The sequence below is a fragment of the Nocardia donostiensis genome (genome assembly GCF_002081715.1).
GTDB lineage: Bacteria > Actinomycetota > Actinomycetes > Mycobacteriales > Mycobacteriaceae > Nocardia > Nocardia donostiensis.
In genome coordinates this window covers 66,973-85,043 of the sequence record NZ_MUKP01000007.1, presented here as the reverse complement: position 1 = coordinate 85,043, position 18,071 = coordinate 66,973, and the positions used below count along the sequence as shown (strand labels likewise).

The window sequence follows — 18,071 nt, the reverse complement described above, 5'->3', positions numbered from 1 at the left end:
TATGAAGTCGGTTGGCGCGAAATGCTTGGCGGTGGGGGTGGTGCTGGGCTCGTTGATGCTGGGCGGGTGCGCCCGGTTCGACGACTCCGCGTCCAGCCCGTTCACTCCGGAGCCGACGCTGCACGGCGCGAATATCGACCCGAGGCGTCCGCAGCAGCCGCCCACCTCGACCACCCGGCCGAGCGGCCCGTGCATCGACCCCGACCCCGCCGTGGTCGCGACCTGCCTGGACACCACCGGTGGCATGGTGTCGCTGGGGCAGAGCGCACTGGTCACCGAACGGCGTACCGGCCGCATCCTGCAGGTGGCGCCGGAGCAGCCGCCGCTCGAGGTCGCCCAGGTGGATGTGGACCCAGCAGGCGACGGTGGGCTCAGCGATCTCGCATTGTCGCCGACCTACGGTGAGGATGGGCTGCTCTACGCCTACATCACCACCCCCAGTGACAACCGGGTGGTGCGTATCGCACCCGACGGCCCGCCGAAACCGGTGCTGACCGGGATCCCTAAGGGCACCACCGGTAATCGCGGCGCGATCGAGTTCGTCGGCCCCGATGAACTGCTGGTGCTGACCGGCGATGCGGGTGACCCGGGCGCGGCGAGCAACGCGTCCTCGCTCGCGGGCAAACTGCTGCGGGTGCATTCGCCCTCTCCGGGCGGTACACCGCCACCGGAGGTCGCGGTATCGGGGATCGGCAGTGCGGGCGATATCTGCCTCGGCGGCGATCAGATCTGGATCACCGACCGCGCCCCTGCCCAGGATCGGTTGCAGCGCATCGGTCCCGACGGCGTCGTCACCACCGCATGGACCTGGCCGGACCGTCCCGGCGTAGCCGGATGCGCGACGACACCCGAGGGTGTGGCGATATCGCTGACCGGCGCGAAAGCCCTCGCCCTCGCCATCGCAGACCCCGTCACCCACGCGGTGACAGCCCCGCCGACGCTGATCGCGCAGGACAGGTACGGCCGCCTCATCGGCGCAGGCGCGGGTTCGGACGGGACCATCTGGGTGTCCACCGCCAATAAATCCGAGGGCGGTGCGCCCGGGCCGTACGACGACCGCGTGGTCCGTATCCCGCCGCCGTCCGGCGCGGGTGGTGGGCCGGACTGATCGCCTGACCGGCTGGTATCGCAGGGACAGTGTCGTACCGTCGAGTTGGCTTCTCCCGCACCCGAAGGAAGGAACGGCTGTGGGAACCTGGGGCGAAGGGCTACTCGACAGTGACGGAGCGCACGACGCGCTGGACGGATTGCGCGATGTGGACTCCTCGACGGCGGAGGCACGTGTCCGCGAAATGTGCGGTTACCTTCTGGAATCGGAATATGCCGACTGCTATGACGCCCAAGGTGTTATCGGCATCGCCGTCCTGTCGACCCATCTCTGTGCACCGAATCCGGGCGACACCGACATCGACAGGTTGGCGGCCGGTATCCAGCTGACACCGACTCCGGAATTGCGGCTGTTACTGCTGCGCTGCCTGAGCCGGATCCAGGATCCGGCCGATAACGAGTGGTTCGACCTGTGGGAGGACACCGGCAACGGCGTGGGTACGGAGATGATCCGATCGCTGGACCGCTACCGTGACGCCCTGGCCGCATGGCCGACGGTCTCCGGTGGCGTCAGCCGATCCTGACCTGTGGGCACGACCTCGCTCCGGACGCCACGGCTTCGGCCCTGGCGTCCGGGCTCTCCCGTCAGGAGCAGGCGGCGAGGACGAGTTCGCGGACGCGGGCTGCGTCGGCTTGGCCGCGGGTGGCTTTCATGACGTCGCCGACAATTTTGCCCGCGGCCTGGACTTTGCCTGCGCGGATCTTGTCAGCGATATCCGGATTGGCGGCCAGTGCCTTGTCGACTTCGGCCTGCAGGGCGCCTTCGTCGGAGACCATGCCAAGGCCCTTGTCCTCGACGATTTTCGCTGGGTCGCCTTCGCCGGCGAGTACGAGGTCGACGACCTGCTTGGCGACCTTGTTGTTGACCGTTTTCGCCTCGACGAGCCCGATCACCTCGGCCACCTGAGCGGGTGTAATCGGCAGATCGGCCAGCTCGACGCCGCGTTCGTTGGCCTTCTCGGTCAGGTAGGCGACCCACCAGGAGCGGGCTTGCGTGGCGGGCGCGCCCGCGTCGACGGTAGCGATGATCAGATCGAGGGCGCCGGCGTTGACCAGATCGCGCATCACCTCGTCGGAGACACCCCACTCGTCCTGGATCCGGGCCCGGCGCAGCCACGGGTATTCCGGAATGGTGCCGCGCAGCTGCTCCACCCATGCGGCGTCGGGCGCGACGGGCTCGAGGTCGGGTTCGGGGAAGTAGCGGTAGTCCTCGGCGGTTTCCTTACGGCGGCCGGGCGAGGTGCTGCCGTCGGCCTCATGGAAGTGCCGGGTCTCCTGGACGACGACGCCGCCGGTGGACAGCACCGCAGCTTGACGGCGCATCTCGAACCGCACCGCCACCTCGACACTCTTGAGCGAGTTGACGTTCTTGGTTTCGGTGCGGGTGCCGAATTCGCTCGCCCCGACCGGCATCAGCGAAACGTTGGCGTCGCAGCGCAGCGAGCCGTGCTCCATCCGCACATCGGAGACGTTCAGCGCTTTGAGCAGATCGCGCAGCGCGGTGACGTAGGCGCGCGCCACCTCCGGCGCGCGGTCACCGGCCCCGGTGATCGGTTTGGTGACGATCTCGATGAGCGGCACCCCGGCGCGGTTGTAGTCCAGCAGTGAATGGCTGGCGCCGTGGATGCGGCCGGTGGCGCCGCCGACGTGCACCGACTTACCGGTGTCCTCCTCCATATGGGCGCGTTCGATCTCCACCCGGAAGGTGCTGCCGTCGTCCAGCGGAACGTCGAGGTAGCCGTTGGTGGCGATGGGCTCGTCGTACTGGCTGATCTGGTAGTTCTTCGGCTGGTCGGGGTAGAAGTAGTTCTTGCGGGCGAACCGTCCCCACTCGGTGATGGAACAGTTGAGCGCCAGCCCGATCCGGATGGCGGATTCGACGGCCTGCTGATTGACCACCGGCAGCGAGCCGGGCAGGCCGAGGCAGACCGGGCACACCTGGGTATTCGGTTCGGCGCCGAACGTGGTCGGGCAACCGCAGAACATCTTGGTCGCGGTGGACAGCTCGACGTGGACCTCCATGCCCAGCACCGGCTCGTACCGGGTCACGACATCGGCGTAATCCATCAGTTCGACGGTTGGTGCGCTCATGGCGAACAGTCTATGTAAGAGCCTGCCCCGCACTGCGCGGACCATCGCTATGACGGCGCGCTCGCACTATTTCGTCGGAACCCGCTGCTGTAGCCAGCCGGTGACGTAGTCGAGCACCTCCGGCGCGATCGTGGTTTCGATGGCGGCGTACTCGTCGGGCATACCGGTGTTCGCGGGCTGCATCAGATGGTTGAGGTTGTCGAAGGTGTGCACGGTGGCGTCGGAATTGCCTGCGAGCAGATCGCGCATCGGCTGCTCGTTCTGTGCCGGTATGACCTGCACGTCCTTGCTGCCGAAGAACGCCAGCACCGGAACCTTGGTCGCTGTCAGCGCCGGAGCCGGGTCGTAGGAGATGAACGAGACCATCGACGGCGCGAACATCGCCTCCACCTGGTCGGCGGGCGCACGCTGTTCGGGTGGCAATGATTCGTTGTGCCGCCGGGCCAGGTCCCGCGCCCCGGCCAGGTCGTTCGCGCGCACCAGCGCGGTCATCTCGGTGATATAGGTGACCTGGGCATCGGTCTGTTCCGGGGTCGCGCCACCGACCTGGAACAGTTTCCGGTTCTGTTCGATCAGTACATCACCGCCGGGCACGGACGGTCCGGCCATCAGGATCGCGAACGCGACACCGCTGTCGGGTTTCGAGGCGACCAGCGGGGCGAGGTATCCGCCCTCGCTGTGCCCGAACAGACCGATCCGGGTGGGGTCGATCTCGGGCTGTTCCCGCAGGAAACCGATTCCGGCGTCGATATCGGAGGCCAGATCGGCGTAGGTGGCTTGGGCCAGGTCGCCGCCGGTGCCGCCGACGCCGCGGTCATCGGTGCGCAGTACCGCGTAGCCCTGCCGGGTCAGTGTGTCGGCGATCAGCAGGAAGATCTTGTGACCCATCAGTTCTTCGTCGCGATTCTGCGGGCCGCTGCCGGTGATCAAGAGTACTGCCGGGAACGGGCCCGCACCTTCGGGTTTCGTCAGGGTGCCCGCGATGGTTATATCGCCGTTACGGTAGGTGACCTCGTCGGATCGGTACGGGAACGGCGGTTTCGGTTCCTGCGGGCGCGCCATTTCCAGCGTGCCCGGTTCCAGGGTCAGCGGGAACGTCTGCCCGGATTGGGTGAATTCGCCGGTGATCCGGTCGCCTTCGCGGGTGCCGCGATACACCGGGTCGCCCGGGATGTCGGGAATAGCGAATTCCACCCGTTCGGCTTCGGCCACCACATCTTTGAGCTCGAGCCCTCGCACACCTTGCACCGGGATATCGATGGTGGCGGCATCGACGGCGGTGAAGTGTACCGCGAGTTCCAGCGGTTGCTCGGGTATTTCGATCGCGCCGTGCCAGTCGCCGCGCACCTGATCGTCACCGGGGCCGGAGCCCGAGCATCCGGCAACCACCATGACGGCGATCGTCAACAGAGCCAACACCGTGAACCGACCAGCACGCATGCCGCTCACCATACCGAGCGCGCACCAGCGACGTCCCCTTCTGCGTCGTATGGGTTGCTCAGCTGGCGTTATTCGGCGCGCGCATAGTTGATCGATGCGGCGACGGCATCCATATCCACCCGCAGCCCGGGGTCGCGCCGCATCGCCTCGGCGATCTCGTCCAGCGAATCCTGGGTGGTGGTCCGGCGCGCGGACGCGATCAGCTCGTCGCGGACGTACTGCGCCACATCGACGCCGAGGGCGCGGGCGCGGCGGACGAGCACGTTACGTACATCCGAGGGCAGCTCACCGAGTTCGACCGACGTCCAAGCGGCTCCGGCAGTCAGATCACGCCCTTGCGATTCGAGGAACTCCACCACCGGGTCGACCGCACGACGCTTACGCCCGAGCGCCACCAGCTCATGCCGCACATACGCCGGTAACGGCAGGCCGGCGCGGCGGGCGCGGCGGGCCAGCACCTCCACGGTGGCGGCGGGCAGATCGGAAAGCTGGATCGACGTCATATCCGCGAGCCTAACCCCGCGGTCCCTCGCGCCACCCGGCTTCGATCAGCCGAAGAACGCCTCGGCTTCCCGGTAACGATCGGTGGGGACGCGTTTGAGCTGTTTGGTGGCTTCGGTCAACGGAACGAGGCCGATCTCGGTGCCGCGCAGCGCCACCATCTGACCGAAGTGTCCGGCGTGCACGGCCTCGGCCGCGTGCAGGCCGAAGCGGGTGGCCAGCACCCGGTCATACGGGGTGGGGCTGCCGCCGCGCTGCACATGCCCGAGGACGGTGGTGCGGACCTCTTTGCCGATCCGGCGTTCGATTTCGGTGCCCAACTGCTGGGCGACGCCGGTGAAACGTTCGTGCCCGAATTCGTCGATACCGCCCTCGCGCAGGGTGAACCCGGAATCGGGAGCCGGATGCGAGCCCTCGGCGACCACGCAGATGAAATGTTTGTCACCGCGCTGGAAGCGGCGTTTGATCATCGAGCACACTTCCTGCACGTCGAACGGCACCTCCGGGACCAGGGTCAGGTGCGCGCCCGCCGCCATACCGGAGTGGATCGCGATCCAGCCCGCGTGCCTGCCCATCACCTCGATCAGCATCACCCGCTGATGCGATTCGGCGGTGGTGTGCAGGCGGTCGATGGCCTCGGTGGCGATAGACAGGGCGGTGTCGTGTCCGAAGGTGACATCGGTGCAGTCGATGTCGTTATCGATGGTTTTCGGGACACCGACAACCGGCACGCCCTCTTCGGCCAGCCAGCTTGCGGCGGTGAGGGTGCCCTCGCCGCCGATCGGGATCAATGCCTCGATGCCGTTGTCGTCGAGGGTCTGCTGGATGCGGCCGAGCCCGTCGCGCAGCACGTCCGGGTTGGTGCGAGCTGTGCCGAGCATGGTGCCGCCCTTGTTGAGCAGCCGGTCGGTGCGGTCATCGTTGTTGATCCGAATCTTGCGGTCTTCCAGTAAGCCGCGCCAACCGTCCTGGAAGCCGACGATCGCGTCCCCGTAGCGGCCGTTCGCGGTACGAACAACAGCACGGATGACAGCGTTCAACCCCGGGCAGTCTCCGCCTCCGGTCAAGACTCCGATACGCATGGCGCTATCTTGCCCCGCCCGCGGGCACGTCGCGGCTCCGACCCCGTGAACGCTGGGTAACAGAGAAACAACGGCCCGCGACCTGCGAAGATCAGGCCGGGCAGCGCCCGCCGGTGAGTTCACCGAGATGTTCGGAGACCAGGTCGGTCATCGTGTTGAGCATCGCGAGACCGTCGGAGAAGGTGCCCGAATCGGGTTTGGCGGCAAGCGCGATCGCGATTGTGCCGCCGGTGGCGGGTACCAGACCGAACTGGCGGACCAGATAGGAACCGGAGGCGTCGGGCCCCCAACCGCCCTTGAATTGCGCAGCGCTGAACACCGAACCCAACCCCCACTGGTGGTTGGAAACGATCTGCTCCATCAAGTCGACGACCTCACCTGCTTCGGGCAGGCACGGCAGCCGGGACGCGAAACGCACCTGGTCGGCCAGCGACCATTCGGATTGACCGAACGCCGAATAACCGGGCCTGCTCCGGGTGGCAGGCACCGTCGTCACCTGGTCACCGCCTTCTCGCAGCACCTGCTCCACCGCCCGCGCGGCCTCCTCCGGGGTGCCGAGGGACTCCCACAGTGTCTCGGCGGCCGAGTTGTCGGAGGCGGTGATGGCAGCGGTGAGCGAGTATGTCGAGACACCGGAACCCGAGGCACCGGAACTCTTCCTGGACGCTGCAATGGCCAACGGCACCTTCATCGTCGACCAGGCCGGTCCGGTGGTCCAGTCGCCGAGCACCACCATGCGATCACCGCCGACCGGCATGATCGCCAGGCCAAGCTGGCCTTCTTCCCCGGCCTGTAATTCTGCGAACTCGGCGGCCAGCGTTCCGGGAACGGTGACCGAGATACTGTCCTGTTCAGCAGGTCCGGCCACCTCGGTGGCGGCAGAGCGCGGCGGCGGTGAGGCCGCATCGGAATCGCTACCGCAGGAGGTAACGAATGCGGCAACAGCGCAGCAGAGTACGGCTGTCAGATGACGTCCGGACAAGGGGAGGTGGCGGATTCCTTCGGTAAACACATCTCGACGCATCGTCGTTGCGAACTCCCACAATCCCGGTATCAGTAGATGGCCGCCGAAACCGTACTCCATCTACCGTGTCGCGCGCGCTCTGCCGAGGTCAGCGCACCAGGATCGGTGACAGGCCTGTCCCATCGTGTCGGCGGGGAACGCTCGGGTGCGGGGCTGTCACGGTGTGACGTCCGGAGGCAGCGGCCTGGCGCTGTCGTGCGGTTCGCCTGCGGTCCACACATCGAACGGCACCTGCAGGGTGATGGTGCCCGCGTGTTCGAAGGTGAAGTCGAACGGAGCTGTCAACCCGGGCACCAACGTGGGGTCCTGGATCGTTACCGGCACCGTGATCTTCTCGTCGGGGGCCGAGGGTGTGGCGAGTTGTTCCACCGGCTCGCCCGCGGCCAGGCTTGTGCCGGGCCGGAGTTCGAGCGTGTCGGCCGGGGCCTGGAGGTTCACCGATGCTTTGGGCGATGCGATGGAGACCAGCCGGTCGGTGGCGGTCTCGCTGGTGTTGACAATGGTGAATGCCAGCCGGGTATCGCGGTAGACGTTGGTGTCGGGGCCCACGGGTTCGCCGTGGAGGAAGACGTTGCGCAGGTCCAGGTCCCCGATCCGGCCGTGTGTGCCGTTGACCGCGGACGACTGTTCGGAAGTCTGGGCGAGCTGCCCGGCACTACAGCCGCACAGCAACAACGCCAACGCGGCCAACCCTGCCCACATCACTGCGCATGGCCGGAGCGAATGCGGAGACACGCCCCCACAAGCGGTAGCGCGGGTTCGCCACCGCCCGCCGGGTGCGGTGGCCGAAACCGGATCCGGAACCTTGCTCGTCGAGGTGCTCACCTCCACGCCGTACCCGTTATCCGCCTGGTCACCGTCGTAATCGGATTGCGATCCGGCAACGACCGTGCCACGGGTCTCAGTTGTGTTCCTCGGAGTAGAGGTAGACGACCGCGTTGTCACCCCCGCTACAGGTGATCAAACCGCCGTCCGCGACGCAGTTCATCGTGTAGGACAGGCCCGTCACCGGGCTCGCCGCGACAACGGAACGCGAACCGGCGCCGGTCGCGGCGCCGATCGGGTTGTCCGAGTACGCCTTACGGACCTCTTCGGCGAAACCGCAGCTTGTCACCGATGTCCCCACCGCGGAGTTGGCGAATTCGGTGCCGCCGTCGTGGACCTGGGGGCACGGTTGGGCGTCGTCGGGCAGTGTCACCGGTGTCGGCGTCGCCGTCGTGGTGGTCGGCCTGCGGGCGGGCGGGGTGACCAGGGGCGCGGCGACGGGCGTGCTGGTGCGGCTGGATGCGGCAGCGACGGTGGTCGCGGCGGGACGCGAGCCGAGCACCTGCCAGCCGATCACACCGCCCACCGCGACCACGGCGATCGCCAGCACCGCGATCATGATGGGCGCGGCGATGGAGCGGTTGCGCCCGGAACGACGCTGTTCGTGCTGCTGATACGGATCGGTGGGGTAGCCGGGCTGATCCTGGTAATCGGGCGCCTGGTCGCGATAGGAGTCGTATGTCGCGGTGGGGGGCGCGTCGTAGGCGCTGTAAGCGGTGGGATAGGCATCCTGGCTTGCCGCATCCTGATAGCCGGTCGGCTGCGGCGCGCCCGGATCGGCCGGGTAGTGCGCGCCCGGTGGTGTGCCCCCATGGCCGGAGGCACCGGCCCCCGGGATCTCCGCGGCGCCGTACACCCGAGTTTCCTCGGCCGCCGGATAGCCGGGCTGTGCGTCCGATGACTCGGTGTCGCCACGCCAACCGCTCGGATCAGCGGCCGGATGCAATTGTGCGTCCTGATACAGGTGTGCATCGGGGAACGGCCGCACCGGCGGGCCACCGGGAACGACGGGACTGCCTGCTGGGGGCTGCTGTTGTGACAGGGGGGTGAACTGGGTTTCGGTGGGGCGCACCTGGGTGGGGTCGCCCGGAATGATCGCAGGCAGGGTCAGTTCACCGGTCTCGGAAGCACCGGGCCCTGCCGCCTCCGACGGCTTGGCGCGGTCGGGGATCCGTACCACCAGGGTCGGTATCCCGCCGGTCGCGGGCGCGGACGGTGTCGGCACGGTACGACCCGGTGGCGCGGCCGACGGCTGCGGTGTGGTTCCGGGAGCGGCGGTCAATGCGATGCGGGCGGCCCTGGCCAGTTCGCTCGCGCTCGCATACCGGTCCTGCGGATCCTTGGCCATCCCCCGCGCGATCACGGCGTCCAGCGCAGCGGGCACTCCGGCCCGCTGCACGCTCGGGCGCGGCGGCGGTTCGGACAGGTGGGAGCGGATGAGCACGCTCATACTCGCCGCGGAGAACGGTGTCGCACCGGTGAGGCATTCGTGCAGGACGCAGGCGAGCGCGTAGATATCGGCGCGGGCGGTCACCGGGCCGATATCGAAACGCTCCGGCGCCATATAGGTGTAGGAGCCGATCGCGACACCGACCATGGTGATGGCGCTGTCGCCTTCGACGTGCGCGATACCGAAATCGGCGAGGTAGGCGAAATCCTGTTCGGTGACCAGGATGTTCGCCGGTTTGACGTCACGGTGCACCAGCCCGTCGGCGTGCGCGGCATCGAGCGCGGCGGCGATCTGCTCGACGATGGCGACGGCGCGTGCCGGGGCCAACGCCCCACCGGTGCGCAGCAGGGTGCGCAGATCGGTGCCGGGCACCAGGCGCATATCGATGAACAGCCTGCCGTCGATCACACCCCAGTCGTGGATGGGGATGATATGCGGTTCGGCCAGCCGGGCCGCGGCCTGCGATTCCCGCCGGAATCGGACCTGATACTCGGGGTCCTGGGCGAGTTCGTCGGACAGCAATTTGACCGCGACCACGCGGTCTTTGACCGTGTCGTAGGCCTCGTATACCTCCCCCATTCCCCCTTTGCCCAGTAAGGACCGTAGCTCGTACGGTCCGAACCTCTTGCCGACTTCGGACCCAGGTGCTTCCACCCCGTCCATCCTCCACATCCCGGGCGGTGGTCGCAGACCCGGACGCTTCGCGCCCCTGCCCTGCCCGTCAACCAGAGGATTGTCCAGGTGAGACCACCCGTGGTCAAACACGTAGCCGACGCGGCCCGACGGAGCACTTGCGGCGCCGCGCTATCGGTGCAACATTCTTCTGGACTCGAGTTGGAGGAGGCGGGGGACACGATGACCCAACCGGCCATACTGGAGCTGTCGAACGTCGTCAGGGAGTATCGGGTCGGCGGCCAGCCGGTGCGCGCGCTCGACGGTATCGATCTGCGCCTGGATGCGGGCGGGTTCACCGCGATCGTCGGGCCGTCCGGTTCCGGTAAGAGCACACTGCTGCATCTGCTCGGCGCGCTGGACAGCCCCGATTCCGGCTCGATCCGGTTCCAGGGCGAGGAGATCGGCGACCTGGACGAGAAACGTCGATCCGAATTCCGCAGGTATCAGGTGGGGTTCGTATTCCAGTTCTTCAACCTGCTGCCCACGCTGTCGGCCTGGGAGAACGTCGCGGTGCCGAAACTGCTCGACGGCACGGGGCTGCGCAAGGCGAAACCGAGGGCGCTGGAACTGCTGGACCGGGTCGGGTTGAGCGCACGCGCCGGGCACCGCCCGGCGGAACTGTCCGGCGGCCAGATGCAGCGGGTCGCGGTGGCGCGGGCGCTGATCATGGATCCGCCGCTGATCCTGGCCGACGAACCCACCGGCAATCTCGACTCCATCACCGGCGCCGCCATTCTGGAACTGCTCGGTGCAGTGGCGGAATCGGGTAACACGGTGGTGATGGTGACCCACGATCGCGGCGCGGTGCGGCACTGCGACCGGGTGATCACCTTGCGCGACGGCCGCATCGGCGGCGACGAGCGCGGCGACACCGTCATCCGCGACGACGAGCACACTGTCACCGCCTGAGGCGCCCTCACAGCGGCGCGTCGGCCCACCACTGCATGACGGCCACATCAGAGGGCAACTGCTCGTCCCCCTCCTGCGCTTTCGGCGCGCCTCGATAGCTCACGTAGACGAGAGAATTGCCGCGCGCCGGTGCGTCGCCGAAACCGACCACCAGATTCGTGGTGTACAGCGGGCCGGGTGGGCCGGGTTCGCTCCAGTGGTGCGCGGTGTAGGGCGCGCCGCTTTTAGCGCCTGTGGTGCGGTTGTGCACGGGCAGGTCCTCGATCACCGCGCGGGCGTCCTCTGGGCTGTCGTAGGTGAGGATCGTGTAACTCATATGGCTGGGGTCGGCGACCTTGCGTTCGCATACCCAGATCGAGGTCCACGGCCGCGATTCCAGCGCCTCGTGCTCGATCTCGACAGGTTCGCCCGGCTCGTATCTGGCGCAGGCGGCATTCTGGTATGCGCTCCCGGTGTCTGCTTCACCCTGCGGGAGCAGGCTCGGGAACATGCTGCTGCCGCTGTTACCGGGCGCGGCGGTGGCGTCTGTCCCGGTGGCAGGCGCGGCGGCATCGGCGTCGTCGACGCCCTCACCGCCCAGCACGAACACTGCGGCGCCGATCGCGGCCGCCACGACGAGCAGCGCGATCAGCGGGATCAGCAGCAGCGCCACGCTGGGGCCGCGTTTCGCGGGATGCGGCTGCCCCGGATGCGGGGCGTATGGCGGGGCGGTATACGCCGCCGGTTGTGCCCAGCCCTGCGCTGGGATCGGACCGCTGGGAGGGGACTCCGGGCTTGCCGGGTACGGCGGGGCGGGATCGCCGCTCGCAGACGCCCCCGGATATCCGGGGGATTTGGCTTCTGACTGTGGTGTGGCGTCTGGTTGGTCATGGGCGTGTGGCGCAGCGGACGGGTCCGCACGCGGCCCGGGGGTACCGGTTGCCGTAGCAGAGCTGCCCCCGGAACCGGCTGCCTGCGGATACGGAGCCGCAACTGTCGATGCCGCGGTCCGAGTGAGCGCATGACGGGCGGCGGCGGCGAATTCGGCGCAGCTGGCGAAACGGTGCGCGGGATGTTTGGCCATCGATTTGGCCAGGACACTGTCCAGTCCCGCGGGCAGGCCGGGGCGTTTGACGGCCAGCGGCGGCGGGGCGAGTTGCAGGTTGCCGTGGATGATGTCGGCCGGGTTGGGCGAATCGAACGGGGCCATGCCGGTGAGCAGCCAGTACAGCGTGCACGCCAGCGAATACTGGTCGGAGCGGTGGTCGAGGTCCTGGCCGGTCATCTGTTCGGGGGAGGCGAAGGCCAGTGTCGCGGTGAACATCCCGGTCTGGGTGAGCCGGGTGGTTTCCGCGCGCAGCCGGGCCAGCCCGAAATCGGTGAGGAACACACGTTCGCCGTGGCCGCCGCCGGAGCGGGCCAGCATGATGTTCGCCGGTTTCACGTCCCGATGCAGCACGCCCATACCGTGTGCGTAATCCAGGGCGGGTGCCACACCTTCGATGATCTGCACCGCTTTGTCCGGCGGCAAGTTGAGCGGGTTGACCGTGCCCGCGTCGGCACCGTCGACGTATTGCATGCAGATCCACAGCTGCTCGTCCTCGGTGCCGCGGTCGTAGACGGCGACGATCCCGGGATGATCCAGTTGCGCGACCAGGTCGGCTTCGCGTTCGAACCGCGCCCGCACCGAGGCGTCGGCGAACAGGTCCCGGTTCAACAGTTTGAGCGCGGTCAAGCGGTCCAGCCGTGGATGACGGGCCAGATACACCGACCCCATGCCCCCTTGGCCGAGCAGGCGTTCGATGGTGAACCCGGCGAAAACGTCACCGCTGTTGAGCAACACGACCCCCTTCGAGTGACAGACGGCCTTGTGAGCCTACCGGGACTGTCCCGCCGTGCTCAGCACGACAACGAACAGCAACGCAGCAACTCCGGTGTCGGTTCATCGCTGTGCTCACTCCACGTCATCCGGGGGTGACCAGACCCGATTCGTAGGCCAGCACCACCGCCTGCGCCCGGTCCCGCAGACTCAATTTGGTGAACACCTTCGACACATGGGTTTTCACCGTCTGCTCCGCAACGAACAGTGCCTGGGCGATCTCGGTGTTCGACATACCTTTCGCGATCAGCTCCAGCACTTCCCGCTCCCGCGGCGTCAACGAGGCCAGCGCAGGCGTCGGCTTGGTTCTGGCCATGCGGCGGCGGGTGACGTCGGCGATGAGCCGCCTGGTCACCGTCGGCGCGAGCAGCGCTTGTCCGTCGGCGACAACGCGGACGGCGCGCACCAGTTCCTCGGCGGGCGCGTCCTTCAGCAGGAAACCGCTCGCCCCGAGGCTCAGCGCCTCGTAGACGTAATCGTCGATATCGAAAGTGGTCAGCATCAATACCCGGATCGGCGGTTCGAACCCGGCGGCGAGGATAGCGCGCGCGGCGTCGAGCCCGTTCATCTCGGGCATCCGCACATCCATCAGCACCACATCCGGCCGCAGCCGTTTGGCCTCGGCGACCGCGACCTTCCCGTCGGGGGCGTCACCGACCACGCTGATGTCGGGTTGCGCGGCGAGCAGCGCGCCGAATCCTTGACGCACCATCGCCTGATCGTCGGCGATCAGAACCGTTATTGCCACATACCCCACCCTAATTCCCGGTCCGCGGCCACCGATCGCCGCACAGGAGGAACGAGAACCGAGGCAGCTCACAACCGGTGCTTCTATTTCGAACGCATCTCGTGACCAGCCGAGTGAGGACGCAGACAGAAACGAAAGCAGCCTCGGCCGCGGCAGATAACGCGGCTGGGCGCGCCGATACCGAGGTGCTCGACCCGGCCCGGTTCAGCGCGAAGCACCGTCAACGAATGAGACCTGCTCGGCCGTGTCACGCAGCGCAGACCCGAGCGGAAGGTTGGCGCGGACCTCGAAGCCGCCGTCGTCGCGCGGGCCCGCGGTGAGATGCCCGCCGACGGCGACGGCGCGGGCGCGCATACCTTCGATACCGTGGCCGCCGTTGCCGACCGGTTTGGCGGCGGTGGCACCCGGCCCGTTCGTGATGGTGAGGTCGAGGGAGGTGCCGCAGGCGATGTGCACGCGCACCGGTGCGCCGGGGGCGTGGCGTGAGGCGTTCGACAGTGATTCCTGGGCGATCCGATACAGGGCGAGCCCGACGGTGTCGGGGATCGTTTCGAGTACGCCGTCGACGGTCCAGGCGATATCGACACCCGCGCGGGACGCTCCGGCGCACAGGGCCAGCACATCGGCGGCCTTGGGCTGTGGGGCGTGTTCGGCGAGTTGGCCGTCGCTGCGCAGCACGCCGAGCATGCCGCGAATCTCGTTGAGCGCTTCGCGGGCGGTGGCGCCGATGGATTCGAATTCCGCCCGTGCTTGCGGGGCGATGCCCTCGACCCGGTAGGGCGCGGTCTGGGCCTGCACCACCACCAGCGACATATGGTGGGCCACCACATCGTGCAGATCGCGGGCGATGCGGGCCTTCTCCTCCAGGATGGCGCGCCGCGCCCGCTCCAGTTCGTTGGCTTCCTCCTGCTGCACCAACTCCCGGCGCGATTGCACCAGCCAGCGCACCAGCAGCGCGAACAGCACGACCGCCGCCAGCGCGAGCGGCCACGCCCAGGCCGAATCGTCGCGGGCGCCGACCGTGGTGGCCAGCAGCAGCGACGTCGCGCCCCATATCACCGCGACCAGGTGCGGCTGCGCCCGCAGCGCGACCGCGAACAGCAGCACGAACAGGGCGATGATGTGCACCACCTGGAAGGGGAGGTCGTTACCCGGCTGATGCGGAATGGCCAACGCGATCAGCAGCGCCGATGCCGCCGAAACAGCCCAGCCCAGAGCCGGATTCACCCGGGCCGACACGATCGGGAACGCGGCGAGCGCGGCGAGGAAGGGTTGCACCAGCGGCGGCACCGCATGGGTGAGGTGCAGGGTCGGCCAGGCAACTGTGAACAGCACCAGCGCGGTGAACGCGGCCCCCGCGTCGCACCAGGTCTGCGCGGGCAGCCGCCGGGTCCAGGCCCAACCGCCGGTTGTGGGTGTCGCCGCGGCCGGCACGTCGGCGCTCTGCTTCGTCATGTCCTCGACAGTAGAAACCGCGCCTGCCTCGGGCCTCATACCCCCGGGTGAATTCCGGCCCCCTACCCGGGAGCTAGTCGGCTGCCCTGCTCACCCGCCGGAGCGGGTGAGAAAACGGCCCGCGGTGGGACGTCGGCACAGGCCCCCGGTTCCTAGCGTCGGCGATCATGACCACATCGAACAGTGATCACCCGGTTTCGCGGCGAGCGGCGGCCCTGGCGGCGGCCACCCTCACCGCGATGTCGGCGGCGGTTGCGCTGGCTCCGGCCACCTCTGCGGCAACCTTCACCCCACCCGCAGCCGAGAGCGAGCGCGCCGCGGCGGCGGTGTCCGGTCTGACTTCCGGACCGGGCTCGACCATATCGCTTCCCGCCGATTTCGCTGCCGTGTCCGGGTACCGTCCGGCGACGGTGGACGGTCTGCTCGTCGCCCCGCATGGTGGCTGCTCGTCTCCGGTGCCGCTGCCCGCCGAATTCGACACCGCCTGCAAGGCGCACGACCTCGGCTACGACCTGCTCCGCTACGCCGATCGTTCCGGCGCCCCGCTGGGCCCGTGGGCACGGCAGGCACTCGACCACACCCTCGACGTCCGGATGCGGCAGGCCTGCGCAGCGCGAACCGAACCCATCGCCCGTATCCGCTGCCGGGCCATGGCCGGAATCGCCGCCACCGCCGTCGATCTGAATTCCCGCCGTCAGGACTACGGCGTCCCCGTTGTCGAAACGCTGTTCGGCGCGGGCTTCGTCGGTTCTGCACTGCGTCCCTGGACGGCAGTCGGCGGAGGCCTCGCAGCGTTCGCAGCGGTGCTGGGCATCTACGCGCGTCGCGCCCGCTCCGGCGCCCTACGTCGCGCACCCGTATCGCGGCGCATTCCGGCCGCTGGTGGTGTCCGATGAGTCGGACGACGACATCGGACGCTCGCCATGCTCCGGGCATCTCCAGCGCGGCGGACCTGACAGACGGTGCGATGGGCATCGGGCAGCTGGCCGGCTGCCCTCGTCCAGCCGTCGATCTGCCGACGCCGGACGATGGCCGGGCCGCGCGCGAAAACGGCGGTGCAGGTGTAGTGAACCGTCCGATATGGCCCCGGATGGGGACCACGGCCGCGATCGGTATCGGGGTGACCGCATCCCTCACCCCAGGTTTGCTACCTCGTACGGCCGAGGCACAAGCAGTGGTCACCGGACTGTTGGTTGCCGTGGCGCTCGGCGGCGCCGGTCTGATCCGGTTCATGCTGCGACGTAGGGGGGTGAACGCCGAAAACACGCGTGGGCGCCGGGTGTTTCTGCTGGTGGCAATGCTGTTGATCATGGTGGCGGCGTGGTATGCGGGCAGCTGGCAGAACACGCTGCGTGCCGCGATGGACACGGCGCCGATCGGTCCGGGGTACTGGCTGCGTTGCGCGGTGATTGCGACAGTGCTGGTGTTGCTGCTGCGCGGGATCGGGCAGGGGATCAGGTGGGTGCTGCGGAGGCTCAGGTGGGCCAGGAGTACCGCGCTGGTGATGGTGGTCGGGACGGTCGGGTACTTCGGAGTGGTGCCGACGGTGGTGGACTATCAGCTCGGTGTGTACGCGAACGCCAACGCGGCGGTCGATCCGGAGCTGGTTCGGCCGGTATCGGTGACCCGGTCGGGCAGCGCGGCATCGATGGTGGACTGGTCGACGCTGGGCCGGGAGGGGCGTCGCTTTGTCACGGGTGCTCCGGTCGGACCGGTGCGCGTCTATATCGGGCTGGATTCGGCCTCCGATCTGGACTCCCGGGTGCGGCTGGCGATCCAGGAGTTGCAGCGGGCCGGGGGTTTCGCACGGTCGCATCTGGTGGTCGCGGTGCCGACGGGTTCGGGGTGGATCGACGCCAATGCCGTGCGCGGATTCGACGAGCGTTTCGGCGGTGACGTCGCGCTCGTCGGACTGCAGTACTCGTACGCGCCGAGCTGGGCGACGTTCGTGTTCGGTCGCGAAGCCGCGGTCACCTCGGCGCGCGCCCTGTTCACTGCCATCGAACGGTATATCGCCGGGCTCGAGCACCCACCGCGCCTGTACCTGTACGGCCAGAGCCTGGGCGCGCTCGGCGGCAGCGCGGTTTTCACCGACGACGCCGATCAGGATCGCCGCACCTGTGCGGTGCTGTGGGCGGGTCCGCCCGCGGGTGCGGTGCACCGATCCGGGGCGGTCGTGCTGGCCAACACCTCCGACCCGGTTGTGCACTGGTCACCGGCTTTGTTCTGGCGCGCACCGGACCTGAGTGGTGCGCGCGTCGACGCCCCGGTCCCCGGCTGGATACCGGTGCTCAGCTTCGTGCAGACCACCGCCGATCTGCTCTACGCCCTGGACGCACCCCCGGGGCACGGTCATCGCTACGGCACCGACCAGGGCACCGTCCTGCCCGGCTGCTGACCCACCTTGACCCCACGCTGAAACGCGTTCTAGTTTGAGGTGTGCTTGTTGTGGACGACGCGGTCGAGATCGATGCCCCTGCCGAGGTGGTCTGGTCGGTGCTCACCGACCTGGAGCAATACGGCGAATGGAATCCGTTCATCATCAGGTGCCGTTCGACCTTGGAGGTCGGCGCACCCATCGATATGGTCGTGAACCACATCATGCCCAAACCGATGAAGATGCGGGAATGGATCCGCAGCCACACCCCCGGCCGCGAGTTCAGCTACTCCATGAAACCCGTCCCGCTCGGCGCGCTGCGCAGCGAACGCTCCCATAAGGTCACCCAGCTCGGTCCCGACCGGTGCCGCTACGAATCCCACTTCCAGCTCGCCGGGTGGTTGTCCCCGCTGGTCGGACTGCTGTTCGGCGGCGGGTTCCGTAAAGGCTTCCCGGGGATGGTCACCGGTGTGCAGCGGCGCGCCGAACAACTCCACGCGGGATAGTTCCCGCCGCCCGTCGCGGATCA

Annotated in this window: 16 protein-coding genes; 6 read left to right on the top strand and 10 right to left on the bottom strand. The window is 68.1% G+C overall.

Translation table 11 applies throughout. The features are described 5' to 3' along the window. Position 1 precedes the first annotated feature (1 nt). Positions 2-1,108 carry a PQQ-dependent sugar dehydrogenase gene (locus tag B0T44_RS06805; protein WP_077115814.1) on the top strand — a complete coding sequence of 369 codons (1,107 nt, stop codon included), beginning with the start codon at positions 2-4 and terminating at the stop codon, positions 1,106-1,108. 79 nt (positions 1,109-1,187) lie between these two features. After that, positions 1,188-1,631 (top strand): DUF4259 domain-containing protein, encoded by a 444-nt coding sequence (locus tag B0T44_RS06800; RefSeq protein WP_077115813.1) that lies wholly within the window; start codon positions 1,188-1,190, stop codon positions 1,629-1,631. 61 nt (positions 1,632-1,692) lie between these two features. Here the strand turns inward: B0T44_RS06800 and gatB are convergent, their stop codons facing one another. From gatB to B0T44_RS27515, 7 genes are all read right to left on the bottom strand, one after another. After that, positions 1,693-3,198, bottom strand: coding sequence for an Asp-tRNA(Asn)/Glu-tRNA(Gln) amidotransferase subunit GatB (gene gatB, locus B0T44_RS06795; protein ID WP_077115812.1), 1,506 nt, complete (start codon positions 3,196-3,198; stop codon positions 1,693-1,695). A gap of 66 nt (positions 3,199-3,264) precedes the next feature. Next, a complete protein-coding gene (locus B0T44_RS06790) occupies positions 3,265-4,638 on the bottom strand; it encodes an alpha/beta hydrolase family protein (RefSeq protein WP_077115924.1) in 1,374 nt (457 codons plus the stop codon). 68 nt (positions 4,639-4,706) lie between these two features. Continuing rightward, positions 4,707-5,141 (bottom strand): hypothetical protein, encoded by a 435-nt coding sequence (locus B0T44_RS06785; protein WP_077115811.1) that lies wholly within the window; start codon positions 5,139-5,141, stop codon positions 4,707-4,709. 45 nt (positions 5,142-5,186) lie between these two features. Beyond that, positions 5,187-6,221: an ATP-dependent 6-phosphofructokinase gene (locus B0T44_RS06780; RefSeq protein WP_077115810.1), complete on the bottom strand. Its 1,035-nt coding sequence runs from the start codon at positions 6,219-6,221 to the stop codon at positions 5,187-5,189. 91 nt (positions 6,222-6,312) lie between these two features. Further along, positions 6,313-7,203 carry a serine hydrolase gene (locus B0T44_RS06775; protein WP_245839281.1) on the bottom strand — a complete coding sequence of 297 codons (891 nt, stop codon included), beginning with the start codon at positions 7,201-7,203 and terminating at the stop codon, positions 6,313-6,315. A 198-nt stretch (positions 7,204-7,401) separates the two neighbouring features. Then, positions 7,402-7,947 carry a copper chaperone PCu(A)C domain-containing protein gene (locus tag B0T44_RS06770; protein WP_077115809.1) on the bottom strand — a complete coding sequence of 182 codons (546 nt, stop codon included), beginning with the start codon at positions 7,945-7,947 and terminating at the stop codon, positions 7,402-7,404. Between the two features lie 199 nt (positions 7,948-8,146). Beyond that, the gene (locus B0T44_RS27515) at positions 8,147-10,174 is read right to left on the bottom strand and encodes a serine/threonine-protein kinase (RefSeq protein ID WP_245839279.1); all 2,028 of its coding nucleotides are present in this window, start codon (positions 10,172-10,174) and stop codon (positions 8,147-8,149) included. A gap of 201 nt (positions 10,175-10,375) precedes the next feature. Between B0T44_RS27515 and B0T44_RS06760 the strand changes: the two genes are divergently transcribed. After that, positions 10,376-11,104 (top strand): ABC transporter ATP-binding protein, encoded by a 729-nt coding sequence (locus tag B0T44_RS06760; RefSeq protein WP_077115922.1) that lies wholly within the window; start codon positions 10,376-10,378, stop codon positions 11,102-11,104. 7 nt (positions 11,105-11,111) lie between these two features. Here B0T44_RS06760 and B0T44_RS06755 read toward each other — a convergent pair whose 3' ends face one another. The 3 genes from B0T44_RS06755 to B0T44_RS06745 all read right to left on the bottom strand — a co-directional run bounded on the left by B0T44_RS06755 (position 11,112) and on the right by B0T44_RS06745 (position 15,165). Next, a complete protein-coding gene (locus B0T44_RS06755) occupies positions 11,112-12,926 on the bottom strand; it encodes a serine/threonine-protein kinase (RefSeq protein ID WP_077115807.1) in 1,815 nt (604 codons plus the stop codon). A 121-nt stretch (positions 12,927-13,047) separates the two neighbouring features. Further along, positions 13,048-13,710: a response regulator gene (locus B0T44_RS06750; RefSeq protein WP_077115921.1), complete on the bottom strand. Its 663-nt coding sequence runs from the start codon at positions 13,708-13,710 to the stop codon at positions 13,048-13,050. A gap of 204 nt (positions 13,711-13,914) precedes the next feature. After that, a complete protein-coding gene (locus B0T44_RS06745) occupies positions 13,915-15,165 on the bottom strand; it encodes a sensor histidine kinase (RefSeq protein WP_081511722.1) in 1,251 nt (416 codons plus the stop codon). Between the two features lie 167 nt (positions 15,166-15,332). Between B0T44_RS06745 and B0T44_RS06740 the strand changes: the two genes are divergently transcribed. The 3 genes from B0T44_RS06740 to B0T44_RS06730 are packed head-to-tail and all read left to right on the top strand — an operon-like array spanning position 15,333 to position 18,048. Beyond that, positions 15,333-16,061 (top strand): hypothetical protein, encoded by a 729-nt coding sequence (locus B0T44_RS06740; protein ID WP_139347743.1) that lies wholly within the window; start codon positions 15,333-15,335, stop codon positions 16,059-16,061. Further along, positions 16,058-17,563, top strand: a complete 1,506-nt coding sequence (locus B0T44_RS06735; protein WP_254854165.1) for an alpha/beta-hydrolase family protein — start codon at positions 16,058-16,060, stop codon at positions 17,561-17,563. The genes B0T44_RS06740 and B0T44_RS06735 overlap by 4 nt, the downstream gene beginning before the upstream one ends. 50 nt (positions 17,564-17,613) lie before the next feature. Continuing rightward, on the top strand, positions 17,614-18,048 hold the full coding sequence (locus B0T44_RS06730) for an SRPBCC domain-containing protein (protein WP_254893660.1): 435 nt from the start codon (positions 17,614-17,616) through the stop codon (positions 18,046-18,048). Positions 18,049-18,071: the final 23 nt, after the last annotated feature.

Bases quoted from the DNA above. Each gene is read 5' to 3' on its own strand.
- B0T44_RS06735 (WP_254854165.1), top strand. From the start codon at position 16,058: ATGAGTCGGACGACGACATCGGACGCTCGCCATGCTCCGGGCATCTCC.
- B0T44_RS06745 (WP_081511722.1), bottom strand. From the start codon at position 15,165: ATGACGAAGCAGAGCGCCGACGTGCCGGCCGCGGCGACACCCACAACC.
- B0T44_RS06805 (WP_077115814.1), top strand. From the start codon at position 2: ATGAAGTCGGTTGGCGCGAAATGCTTGGCGGTGGGGGTGGTGCTGGGC.
- B0T44_RS06785 (WP_077115811.1), bottom strand. From the start codon at position 5,141: ATGACGTCGATCCAGCTTTCCGATCTGCCCGCCGCCACCGTGGAGGTG.
- B0T44_RS06790 (WP_077115924.1), bottom strand. From the start codon at position 4,638: ATGCGTGCTGGTCGGTTCACGGTGTTGGCTCTGTTGACGATCGCCGTC.
- gatB (WP_077115812.1), bottom strand. From the start codon at position 3,198: ATGAGCGCACCAACCGTCGAACTGATGGATTACGCCGATGTCGTGACC.
- B0T44_RS06740 (WP_139347743.1), top strand. From the start codon at position 15,333: ATGACCACATCGAACAGTGATCACCCGGTTTCGCGGCGAGCGGCGGCC.
- B0T44_RS06760 (WP_077115922.1), top strand. From the start codon at position 10,376: ATGACCCAACCGGCCATACTGGAGCTGTCGAACGTCGTCAGGGAGTAT.
- B0T44_RS06770 (WP_077115809.1), bottom strand. From the start codon at position 7,947: ATGTGGGCAGGGTTGGCCGCGTTGGCGTTGTTGCTGTGCGGCTGTAGT.
- B0T44_RS06780 (WP_077115810.1), bottom strand. From the start codon at position 6,221: ATGCGTATCGGAGTCTTGACCGGAGGCGGAGACTGCCCGGGGTTGAAC.